Genomic DNA, 11778 nt, shown 5'->3' on the forward strand with positions numbered 1-11778 from the left:
TGTTCCAGAACCATTCGCACAGCCCGCTCACGAACTTCAGGCGAGTACCTTGGGCACTTCTTCTTCGTGTTTTCCATAGCTCCATTTTCTCAAGAAGTGGAGCCTCCGGAAATCCCGGGGCGGTTCACTTCTTCCAGCGAGTGCTGCGATCAAACCGGTGCCGCGCAGGATCGTCACTAACCAGCTACGCAGCTATCCGGCAGTGAAGTCCACGATTCCAGAGCTCGCTCACGTGAAGCACGTTTTCGTCAAGGCGGTTGCACGCGTGAATAACCGCGCCGAGAATAGCCACCAGCCGACCCGCAGACGCGAACGCCAGATGCTCGGCATTTCGCAATGCGCGTCGCACTCAGGCGTTTCTCTCACGGTTCGGCCCGATCCGGCAGCACTTTGCGGAAAGTCACCGTGCCTTCGCCACATGGTACGGTTGGATTGGAACTGCCTCAATCGGTAAGGCTATTTAATAAGGATAACTACCGTTACCAATACCGGTACGCGTACATTCTACATTCGTTAACTTGACAAAGCCGTATCTACAGGCCCGCGAACGAAATCCGCGGCGCTGGTCCGGCGCCACCAGGACCTGGACGCCTGTCGGCGCAGTAACACTGAATCCCGAGCGCGACTGCATCGTTAAAACACATACGCACTCGACTGATATAGAGCCATTGGCCGCATGACCGAGGCGACAACTTGCTTGACTCGCGCCGACGGGAAACCGGCGCCACGCAAGGCCCACTTCGTCGGAGTCGATCGTCGAACCAGGGAAGTCTCAACATTTGTGCAATTTCGTACCAACTTTTCTTCGTTTGACAGACGCCATCTACGGACGTTTAACAGCCATGGTCAAAGCTGTGCGCAAGTTCGGCGTAAGCTCGACATCACCGCTGCTGACGGAATTCAGCGTTTCACGAACCAAGTCCGGATAGGCACCTTTGGAAAGCTGGCCGATAGCGATATTCGCAGCTTCCCCCGGGGAATTCAGCCGAAAGAGTTTTTGTACAGCGAGTGCACGTATCAACTCACTATCGTGGCCGTCCGCTATCTGGTTCAATGTCTGCACGGCCTCACTTCTTAAGTTCGCGGCATCGAGAATGCTTGGTTCCTCAAGAGTGCCGATGAGATTCAGTCGCGCGACAGCGGTCCTCTCATCGGTCGTGGCATCGTTCCTCAAATCGCTCAGCGCCTTACTGAAGACCTCTTGAGGCGTTTGACTTGGCATGTTGAAGTAAGTCTCATACATCTCGGCATATTTGGATTCGTTTCTGCCCTCCCAAATGGCATTTGCTTCTTGCAAGACTATGTCTCTGCCAATTGCAGAATCAACTAGGATGGATCGAAGAATATCTCGCTCCATGCCCTGTTCGGCAGGCATGTCGTGATAGAACTGAGTCACAAGCTTTGCGACCTCGGGGTCATTTTCCAAAGCAATCTGCAGCCGAGCCCGAAACTCATCCAGCTCATTCTGAGACATGTTGCCGCGATTCACGATCTTCTGAAAGATCGCACGAAGGCTCGCGTCAATTTGTACAGGTGTATCATTGGATGCCGCTCCAGAGGGCTTGTCATCGGTGGCCAAACTCCCGCCGGCATTAATGCCATCGGGCCACGCAATTCCCTCTTTGCTGCTTGTCGCGGTGGCTTCGGAAGACCTCAAGTCTGTGGGCTTGTATGCGCGCTTCGCTTGCTCCGAACTTACCGTGGGCGCGGCGAGAAATAAGAGGTACCCTGCCACCACCATCAGCAAGCATCCAACTATGGCTAGATGGACTCGACGCCGTGAAGTTAAATTTATATTGAAGGACATAAGTTTTATTTGTAGATAAGGAACGTCAGCCGTCTGATACAGTGCACGCCTCGCTCTTGGCGGTATCGTGGCGACACCAAAGACACTCCGCTGTCTCAAGCCAATGAACGAGGCGAATCGCGATCTGAGTAACTAAATGCGCTGATAGTTGCAGCTACTGCCACGCCACTCTGGCAAATATCCTTCACGATCATATGCGCCACCGACGTATGTGCAACGCCAACTCTCCCCCCCCATCCAATCGGAACGCCATCCCGCTGGGCAGCTTGACTGCAAGGTGAGGTAGTTATCCGCTCCGATCACGTGGACTTTCCCCCATCGTTCGCTGAAGTTGATGACTGCGCGGCCCTTCCAGCCCGGGTTAGGGCCACAAGTGACCGTTTCGCTACGAATATTGCATGCAGTCCATGACTTATTGATCCCGACATCGATCGCCATTTCGCCGATTTTTATCGGCATTCCCCACTGCGCACCGATGTTAAAGCTGGTGGTGTGGCATGACGAATGGCCTGTCGTTAACGCCACGGTTCCACAGCTTCCTCCAGAGCCACCGAAACAATAGTGCCAGTCCGATCCGTCCAAGGAGTAGCCGTGCTGGCTTTTGCCGATCCAACCCAAGAACCGGGTGTTAAGCGTCTGCGCGCTGACGGGGCCGTTATAAACGTCCAGCCAAGCAGCTATGAGCAGAATTAATATCTTCTTTGATGCCACGGAAGATTCCTCTCTTGGTTTGGGTTAAGGCTACGCTGATCAAGCCGCGTAAATGCGACTTGTTGTGACCAAGGCATGCATAAATTCTCGAGATCGCGAATAACCGCCCAAAAAGCGGGTTCTGTCGCAGTAAGAGCGAGAGGTCGGCCAAGTCCGATATGGTATGGATCCCTTATCCAGCCACTGAATAGAATTGCTGTGCGGGAGTTTGACCAACGCCGCCATCGTCCATCTGCCCCTTGACGATCATGTGCATAACTTCGATGCCGCCCAACAGGATGCGGGCACAACGAAACCTTTTGAACCCAAGCATCGGTCGAGTTCGGCGCTTGATCGCCCGATGATCCTGTTCGAGAGGGTAGGGTCGAGAACTGGCGCGCACACGGTAGGCTCCGGTGGTCTCTCCACCGCTTTCGCGGTGGTCCTCAGTCCGGCTGCCATAGTCACGTTTCCAACTCCCGCCACGTCAAACCGTGCATGCGGTTTTTTCCCGCACACGGCTTTCCTGTCTGCTTCATGTCAAGGTTTATGGAACCCGGTAACCATTAAACAGTCCCAGTTTCCTAGCTTTGTCAAGTTAACGAACGTAGACTGTACGCGTACCGGTATTGGTAACGGTAGTTATCCTTATTAAATAGCCTTACCGATTGAGGCAGTTCCAGTCCAACCGTACCATGTGGCGAATGGTTCCGAAAGTGCGGCACGGTGACTTGCCGCTTTCATTCGATGTCTGGGTAAAGCAAAGTGCTGCCGGATAGCTGCGTAGCTGGTCAGTGACGATCCTGCGCGGCACCGGTTTGATCGCAGCACTCACTGGAAGAAGCGCTTGGCTGCGGCCTTGTCGCGTCGTTTTTGCACCAGAACGTCGAGTTCAGTGCCATGCTCATCGACCGCGCGCCACAGCAGATACGGCTCCCCGCGACACGAACATCTCATCCAGATGCCATGTGTTGCCCCGCGCCGTCTTTGCACGCTGGGCGAATTCAGCGCCGAACTTGTCGCACCAGCAACGGATTGTTTCGTACGTGACGACGACACCACGCTCGAGCAACAACTCCTCGGTATCGCGCAGGCTCAGGCTGAATCGGAAATGCCAGCGAACCGCGCAGCTGATGACGATGGCAGGGAAAGCGGTGACCGTGATAAAGCGACTTTCTTTTCTTCATCGCTTCATTCTACCCCGCTCCTGCGTCACCCTAACAGAGCCCGCGGATCACATGCCCCTTTTCTTTGGCTAGCTGAGCACACTTAATGGCTAGCGTACCACTACCGACAATAACACTAGACACTTTTGATAAGGTTGAGCGCTTATTCGCCCCATGATCCAGGCGCACCAAAGGAATACAATGCGACATCTCAATCTCCCAGCCAAGACCGGGGGCATCTGGCCAAGCGCGCCGCCGTTACGACGACACCAGTCACGATAAGCATCGAAGTCAATGCCGACCACTGAAATGCGGGTTCGCGAACACTATCGAAAGGCTAGTGCGTTGACAAGTTCCCGGCGACTCACGAACATAGACCCCTTGTTGCTGATGTCGCGATTTCCCCCATACCCGCCAGAGCGGGCAAGCGTTCGCATGCACGTCAAGTCCACGCCATCTCCGAGAATAAGCTGAGCGCGCCGCTTCAGATCACGATTGCCGCCCGCAGATGCCTCACCCCAGCCAAGCTACCGATCAAGAAAGACTTTGTGCGCGCACAACCAAAAATCAAAACACTACGGGCCGCACGACATTTGCTACCAACGTACCACCAATCGCGAATCGAATGGATATCAATTGTTTTTTCGATATCCATTCGAGTTTCTAATATCGCCCAGTTCTAAGGTTTTTAACAGCACCGGAGTTGGCGGGGTTTTGTCGCATTAGCGCGGTCAAGTAAAATCGTCGACCACAACGTATGACAAGCATGATGGCAAAGACGAAGACGCCGAGCAAGATGCTGCCCGCCGGCATTGGCAAGGTATTGAAGCGGCTGCACTACCCGCTGGACGTGATCCTGCTGTGCGTCCGGTGGTACGTGGCGTACTCATTGAGCCTCCGTAACCTCGAAGAATGAAATGAACGCGTCCCACCCCGTGACCGATCTTCACGGGTCAACGGCATCGATGTGCCCAAGTGGCAAATAGGAAGCTTTCCAAGGCGACCGGAGGATCCAGTGATGAATCGTACAGCAGTCGGTATGGACATCGCGAAAAACGTGTTCCAGTTGCATTACATCGATCAGGAAACCGGCGAGATCTTGAACAAGCCGATCAAGCGAGCAAAGTTCCTCGAACACTTCGCGAACCTTACGCCGTGCCTGATCGGGATGGAAGCGTGCGGTGGTGCGCACCACTGGGCTCGGCAACTGACGACGATGGGCCACGAGGTGAAGCTGATGCCGGGGGGAGTTTGTGAAGGCGTTCAACATCCGAAATAAGAACGATGCGGCGGAGGCCCGGGCGATCTGGCTGGCAGTACAGCAGCCAGGCAAGCCGGTAGCGGTAAAAACCGAGATGCAGCAAGCGATGCTTGGGCTGCACCGGATGAGGCAGCAACTGCTCAAGTTCCGAACGATGCAGATCAATAACCTTCGAGGACTGACGGAATACGGCGAGGTACATATGCGAGCATGCTCTGCCCGTCATCCTTATCGCGACAGAACCCGGCGGTTCGTATTGACTTGTCCGGGAACGACAAGGAAAAAGGGCTGTCGGCCTCTGAGAGAATGTTCCTGATCGGGTGTGATTTCTTCAATGATATTGAAAAAGCGGTCTACAATATTGAGCAACTGGTACCTGCCACCTAAATCATCAGGTGATGCGACGGCTAGGACCATCTCGTTATACAGAAGTAGCGCAGTAGCAGCCGTTTATCCTAAAGCGCATTGAGCGATGCACCGGCGTGACCGGGGTTTGCCAGAATTTCGCGCTTACTCTCGACTTTTCGAATGCGGATTCGTAATGAGCCGGGGTCATGGGTGGACGAGGAATTTGAAACACTGGATCTGGGCGACCCGAGGCGGGATCGTCGTGCGAAGGAACTGCTGAAGCGGTTCGCCGCGCGTCCCACGGCGAGTATTCCGGGTGCCTGTGAGGGCTGGGCCGAGACCATGGCGGCATACCGGTTTCTGGGTAATGAGTCACATTGACTGGCGCGACATGATGCACCCGCACTGGGATCGCACCGCTGTGCGCATGGGCGAGTTACCGGTAGTCCTGTGCGTGGCTGACACGACCGAGCTGAACGTCAACGGGCAGGATATCGAGGGCGCCGGCCCGCTCAGTTATGAAGCGCAGGTAGGCATGTACCTTCACGCTACATATGCGGTCACACCGGATCGCGAGGCGCTGGGTGTCATGAACGCCTGGATGTGGGCGCGCGCCGCGCGACGATAACGGCCGGCGTGGCGGCGTCTGCGAAAGCGTACGATGGATAGAACGTTAAAGGAGATCGTGGCGCAGCAGGCGGCGGCCATGCCGGGCACGCGGCTGGTATATGTGGCCGATCGCGAAGGTGATATCGCCGCGCTCATGCAGCGTGCGCAGGAGTTGGGCGAAGCGGCTGACTGGCTGATCCGCTCCCAGCACAATTGGGCACTCAAGGGCGAAGCAAAACCGTGGGAGACGGTACACGCGAGCGAGGTGCTCGGTCATGTCAGCTTCGTGCTGCCCGGGCGGGGTCGCCAGAAGGCGCGTGAAGTGAAGCAGGAACTGCGAGCACAGCGCGTGAAGTTACCCGGGCGCGGCGGCGTCGAACTGAGCTGCATTGAGGCATGTGAAGTGGATGCGCCCACTGGCGTGAAGCCCGTCGTCTGGCGCCTGCTGAGCAACCGCGAAGTGCCGAATGCACATGCCCTCACCGAACTGATCGACAGGTACCGCGCGAGGTGGGAGATCGAGATGTTCTTCAATGTGTTCAAGAACGCCTGCCGGGTTGAAACGTTGCAGCTCTCGCAGATGGAGCGCGTGGAGAAGGCGCTTGTACTGTATATGGTGGTGTCCTGGCGTATCGCACGGCTCATGCGGCTGGGCAGGACCAGCCCGGACCTGGATGCTTCGCTGTTATTTGAGGCTGACGAGATACACGGCGCTCACGTGCTCTCAAAGAAACCCCGCCCGAAAAAGCCACCGACGCTTAACCAGATGATACGGATGATCGCGTCACTGGGCGGATTCCTCGGGCGCAAGGGCGATGGTGAACCCGGCGCGAAGATACTGTGGATTGGCATGCAGCGTGTCATGGATGCGGTGATCACCATCCAGATCCTGCGTGACGGGTACGACACTTCTGTATATCGAGACGGGCCAGGACGCCGTCGCTATTAGAACTCCGTTGTCGAAGATATGGCTTGACGACCTATATGGCAAATTCACGGGATACATATGATATCGGCACTTCTAGGTAAGGTTGCGTTTGACGAGCAACGACTGGCCAAGGACCTAGCACTGTTAGAACAACATCCTCCCGCACCGGAAGTGTATTCGGAGTTTCGAGTTGGCACATTCCATACATACAATCTAAGAAACCCTTGTTCGGAGGTAAACGATACGAGGCTCAATGCGGGAAACAAAGATGCAGGGTCTACGTCGCTCGGTGTGCAACTGACTTATCTCGATGAACTGCTCAACGTTCTCTTCGAGCCTTCTGCAATTCGTATGGTACGTGTGATGAAAATTCACGCGGGCATGCCATTCCCGAACCGGGATATGGTGGAGTTCGGCGAGGCTGGACGCAAGTTCACGCGAGTCCCACGTCATGCTCAAGACGAATCCAACTGCATTGCACTCGGAGTCGTCCGATGTCTTTCGAATGGAAGCGGAAGACATCGGGTTTCTGCATGTACATGGGACACATGCTGCGATCAATCGCGAAGCCGGCCCGCGATATACGATGGTGGTCGATTTGAACGAGAAGTTCGATCTTCGCTCATTGTCTACGCGACCCGGTGTCAGACCATCCACGCCGACAATGATAAGGCGCAGCGAGCTTACTTATGAGGAAATCGATGAAAAAACTGGTCAGCCGACAAAATGTACTTGATTTTTCCAGTTTTTTTCGAAATTGCGTTTTTACAAGAAAATTTCAGTTGACCACTCGTCATCCATGACCAGGGAATTTTTCTCTGGCACCAGCGAGGAAGCAACAGCAGAGATTTTGACGAGCGATTTCCTCTAAACGAACGCTGGATGTGGTGCTAGGCACTGTTCCGGTAATCAATGCATCGTCGAGATACTGGTCAGTGAAGTATTGAAGTAGCCTCAACCTTAAAGGATTCCAAGATGTATGTACTTGGTATTAACGCCGCTTACCACGAATCTGCCGCTTGTCTTATCAAGGATGGGCAAGTCGTAATGGCGATCGAAGAGGAGCGTCTAAATCGCATCAAGCATGGGAAACTCGCCAGTCCCGGGACGACGGGCGAGTTGCCATGGCTCGCGATCAATAAGTGTCTCGAGGCTGCGGGCATCACGCTTGCCGACTGTGAGCACCTCGGTTACTCCTTCAGCCCTGAAATTCTTCAAGAGGGTGTGGCACAATGGCGGGATACGAACGACACGCCTCACGTGTGGCCGCTGGAGAAGGATAGCTACCAGACAATCGAAGGGGGGCTGGACTTCATTGATGGGGTGCTGTCCGCGCGCAGGCAACTGATTGAGAACGCCGGATTCAGGGGGACCTTCCACTTTCTGCCGCACCACGATTGCCACGCCGCAAGCGCCTTCCACGTGTCGCAGTTCGATAAGGCCGCGGTGCTCGTGATTGACGGAATCGGGGAATGGGCGAGTACTTCGCTGTACTACGGAGAGGGCACGCAACTGCGCAAAGTGCACGATTTTATTTTTCCGAATTCACTCGGGTTTGTGTGGGAGAAGCTGTCAAAATATCTTGGCTTTAGCCAGTACGATGCGTCCAAGGTCATGGGTCTCGCCGCCTATGGCGACGCTACCAAAACCATTGACCTATTTGCGAAGATTGTGACTAGCAAGCAAAACATGAGCGTCGATCTGGCCGTGCTGCGTCATGAATCGCCAGACTTTTCTCCGTTGGAGACGCTTTTCGGCCTGCCAAGGCGCTATGAACCTGTGGACTTCAACGTCGAGAACTGGCAGGCCTACGTGAATGTCGCAGCTGGCCTGCAGTTGCTGACCGAACAGGTGCTCGTAGAAATCCTGCGTCGTTTCGATTATCAAACCCATCGCAACTTGTGCATGGCCGGGGGCGTCGCGCTAAATTGTGCAGCTAATGGCGCGATTGTGCGTGAGAAGCTGTTCGACAATATCTTTATTCAGCCGGCCTCCAACGATGCTGGCACCGCGATGGGGGCTGCATTCCTGATTTGGAATCAAATGCTTGGTCGGCCGCGGGACTATGTGTTTACGAACGCCTACCTCGGCCCGAGCTACACTGACGATGAAATCGAGGCGGTGCTTTCTCGCACGAACCTGAACTACAACAAGGTGGAAGTTGCGGGGAAAGCCGCGCAGCTTATCGCTGATGGCAACATTGTCGGTTGGTTCAGTGGTGGGATGGAGTGGGGGCCGCGTGCGCTTGGTGCGCGTAGCTTGCTAGCAGATCCACGCAACAAAGACATCCGCGAATTGATGAACGTCAAGGTGAAGCATCGCGAACTTTACCGTCCGTTCTGTCCAAGCATTCTCGGAGAACGTGCAGAGGAATGGTTCATCGGAAGTACCGACGTGAATGCAGGAAAGTACATGCTTACGACGTCAGTGGTCCACCCCGAAAAGGCGGGTGCGATCCCGGCGGTCGTTCATTTTGACCAAACTGTACGTGCGCAGACGGTTTATCGGGAGGATAACCCTGAGTACTACCGCTTGATTTCTGAGTTCGAGGCACTCACAGGCGTTCCGCTGCTGCTAAACACTTCCTTCAACGACTCGGAGCCGATTGTGTGCAGCCCTCAGGACGCCATTAATACATTTTTGAAGACCGACATCGACTACCTCGTGCTTGGCAACTACCTCGTTGAGAAAAACCCAGGTTACACCTGACATCTGCCCTGAGACCTGGCCGTACATGGGGTTGTAAGCCGGAATCGCCGAAATTTTGGAAGTCCTTTGATTTCAGGTGGTTAGAGAAGGTCGAGACCCGCAAGCATGGCTGCGATGTCGATCGGGTTCTCGTTGCGAAACGTGTAATGCCCGAGCCCGGCTCGCGACGCCTGCCGAACCCGGGGGTTCCCGGATGCCGATGCGCTGGCCGCGCTGCGTGGCTGGTATGCAGGCCTCAGTTCACGTGCAACCGTCCTGCGCTACCTGCCTGGCCTTAAGGCGCCGGGCCAGTCCGCACGTGGCATGCTCGGCCGCATCCGCCGGCAGCTCATTGCGTTCGCCGAAAGCCGCCATCGACTGGATCTGGCGGCGGTATTCCAGCACACGCGCCAAGAGCGGCAGGGGCGAGCCAAGGCAGTTGAACACGCGCTCAGGACGTTGCCCTCGTTGACTGCGCCACAGCCCCAGATCAGCGACGACATTGAATGGTGGCTCGCACCCCGGACCGCGAATGCCCTGCGTGCACACGGCATCCATACGCTCTCGGAACTGACCGTACGCATCCGGCGACGGCGCGGATGGTGGCGAACGATCGAGGGGCTCGGCGCGATGGGGGCTCGGCAAGTCGAAGCATTCTTCGCCGAGCATCCGCTGTTGACCGAGCGCGCCCGCGCACTGGTCGCGGTCACCCAGCCACGCAGCATCGTGCCGTGGGAAGAGTTGCGCCTGCCGCACGAGGTCGATGGCTCGCAGGGCAGTTTCCGGGCGCCGCGTAATGCCTGCACGCTGAACGTGACGAACGATTACGAGGCGGTACAGGCGTGGCTTGCGCTGCGAAACAGCGACGACGCAGCGCGCCTATCGCAAGGAGGCCGAGCGGCTGATCCTGTGGGCGATCGTCGAACGCGGGCGGGCGCTGTCGTCACTGACAACCGACGACGCGATCGCCTACCGGGCGTTCGTGAGACGTCCGACGCCGCGCGAGCGCTGGGTCGGGCCGCCGCGGCCGCGCGATTCCGTCGAATGGCGCCCCTTTACGGGCGCCCTGTCAGCGCGCTCAGCAGCCTACGCACTGACGGTGCTCTCGGCGCTGTTTCGCTGGCTGATCGAGCAGCGTAACGTGCTCGCCAATCCGTTTTCCGGCGTCAAGGTCCGAGGCCACGCCTCGCAGCCAGCGCTGGACACGACGCGCGGTTTCACCGAGGGTGAGTGGCTGCAGGTCCGCGCGATTGCCGACGGCCTCGAATGGTCCTATGGCTGGTCGGAGCCAGCGGCGCAGCGGCTGCGCTTCCTGCTTGACTTCGGCTACGCGACGGGTCTGCGCGCGAGCGAACTGGTCGGCGCCGAGCTCGGCAGCATCCGCGTGGACGGGCACGGTGATCACTGGCTGCATCTGGTCGGCAAGGGCAGCAAGCCCGGCAAGGTGGCACTGCCGCCGCTCGCGCGTACTGCGCTCGATCAGTACCTTGCACAGCGACGCCTGCCTGTCACGCCACAACGCTGCAACCCGAAGACATCACTGGTCGCGAGTCTGGGCGAAGACGGCGACGCGGGTATCGCGGGTTCGCGTCTGGGGCGCGTCATGCGCCGCTTCTTCGCACAGGCAGCCGACGTGATCGAGGCCGATCATCCGGTAGCTGCCGAAAAATTGCGCCGCGCGAGTCCGCACTGGATGCGCCACAGTCACGCGAGCCACGCGCTCGCTAGCGGGGCCAAACTGACCAGCGTGCGCGACAACCTGCGCCATGCATCGATCGCGACGACATCGATGTACCTGCACGGCGACGAAATCCAGCGTGCGAGGGATATGGATCAGGCCTTTGCCGCCCGAAAATAGCCGCTAACCTATTGAATTCGAAGAATTTCGAAAAAATCGGCGGTTCCAGCTTATAACCCCTACAAGCGAATGATTTCGTTGGCATCCCAATGGCCGTGCCACTTTCAATCCTCAGGTCCAAGACCGCTGAGGCGAGAAATTTTTCAAGCGCCAGAGCGAGTACGATCGCCAACGCGCAAGGCATTGACTTCACTGCTTTCGTTAGCGCCTGAACGACGGCGACGCTCAGCGACCGGCGATGACACTGCGCCGGTCTCCCACACGAATCTTGCGGGCTTGCGTTCAACGAAGGCAAACAGAGGTGGCGCCGGAATTTCGGACAAGGTCGGTAAGTGGAACGGTCGGGGCCTGAGCTGGTCATAGGGACCAGCAAAAGGAACCCAAAGATGGCAAAAAGAAGCGGCCGGTCGCATAGCCCGGCAT

General features: G+C 56.7%; 5 protein-coding genes and 7 pseudogenes. 8 read left to right on the top strand and 4 right to left on the bottom strand.

The window, feature by feature from the left end; all coding sequences use genetic code 11:
• Both AB3X86_RS36735 and AB3X86_RS36740 read left to right on the top strand, forming a co-directional pair.
• Positions 1-180 (top strand): hypothetical protein (locus AB3X86_RS36735; protein WP_368599734.1); only part of this gene is annotated, 180 nt, incomplete at its 5' end.
• An 82-nt stretch (positions 181-262) separates the two neighbouring features.
• Positions 263-464, top strand: a pseudogene (locus AB3X86_RS36740) (IS6 family transposase); the annotation flags it as partial.
• Between the two features lie 359 nt (positions 465-823).
• Here AB3X86_RS36740 and AB3X86_RS36745 read toward each other — a convergent pair.
• The 4 genes and pseudogenes from AB3X86_RS36745 to AB3X86_RS36760 all read right to left on the bottom strand — a co-directional run.
• Complete coding sequence (locus tag AB3X86_RS36745) at positions 824-1747, bottom strand: hypothetical protein (RefSeq protein WP_368599735.1); 924 nt, start codon at positions 1745-1747, stop codon at positions 824-826.
• A gap of 192 nt (positions 1748-1939) precedes the next feature.
• Positions 1940-2518 (bottom strand): hypothetical protein, encoded by a 579-nt coding sequence (locus tag AB3X86_RS36750; RefSeq protein ID WP_368587387.1) that lies wholly within the window; start codon positions 2516-2518, stop codon positions 1940-1942.
• A 172-nt stretch (positions 2519-2690) separates the two neighbouring features.
• Positions 2691-2873, bottom strand: a pseudogene (locus tag AB3X86_RS36755) (DDE-type integrase/transposase/recombinase); the annotation flags it as partial.
• 390 nt (positions 2874-3263) lie between these two features.
• Positions 3264-3684, bottom strand: a pseudogene (locus AB3X86_RS36760) (IS6 family transposase); the annotation flags it as partial.
• Between the two features lie 745 nt (positions 3685-4429).
• Here AB3X86_RS36760 and AB3X86_RS36765 point away from each other — a divergent pair.
• From AB3X86_RS36765 to AB3X86_RS36790, 6 genes and pseudogenes are all read left to right on the top strand, one after another.
• Positions 4430-4576 (top strand): annotated as a pseudogene (locus AB3X86_RS36765) (IS6 family transposase); the annotation flags it as partial.
• Between the two features lie 105 nt (positions 4577-4681).
• Positions 4682-5123: pseudogene (locus AB3X86_RS36770) on the top strand (IS110 family transposase); the annotation flags it as partial.
• Between the two features lie 380 nt (positions 5124-5503).
• Positions 5504-6830 (top strand): annotated as a pseudogene (locus tag AB3X86_RS36775) (IS4 family transposase).
• A gap of 430 nt (positions 6831-7260) precedes the next feature.
• Complete coding sequence (locus tag AB3X86_RS36780) at positions 7261-7545, top strand: hypothetical protein (RefSeq protein WP_368599736.1); 285 nt, start codon at positions 7261-7263, stop codon at positions 7543-7545.
• A gap of 239 nt (positions 7546-7784) precedes the next feature.
• On the top strand, positions 7785-9518 hold the full coding sequence (locus AB3X86_RS36785) for a carbamoyltransferase (protein ID WP_368587385.1): 1734 nt from the start codon (positions 7785-7787) through the stop codon (positions 9516-9518).
• A 204-nt stretch (positions 9519-9722) separates the two neighbouring features.
• Positions 9723-11355 (top strand): annotated as a pseudogene (locus tag AB3X86_RS36790) (phage integrase family protein).
• The last annotated feature ends 423 nt before the right edge of the window (positions 11356-11778 follow it).

It is taken from the genome of Paraburkholderia sp. BR14374 (assembly GCF_040948685.1).
Taxonomy (GTDB): Bacteria; Pseudomonadota; Gammaproteobacteria; order Burkholderiales; family Burkholderiaceae; genus Paraburkholderia; species Paraburkholderia youngii.

Bases quoted from the DNA above. Each gene is read 5' to 3' on its own strand.
- AB3X86_RS36780 (WP_368599736.1), top strand. From the start codon at position 7,261: ATGCTCAAGACGAATCCAACTGCATTGCACTCGGAGTCGTCCGATGTC.
- AB3X86_RS36785 (WP_368587385.1), top strand. From the start codon at position 7,785: ATGTATGTACTTGGTATTAACGCCGCTTACCACGAATCTGCCGCTTGT.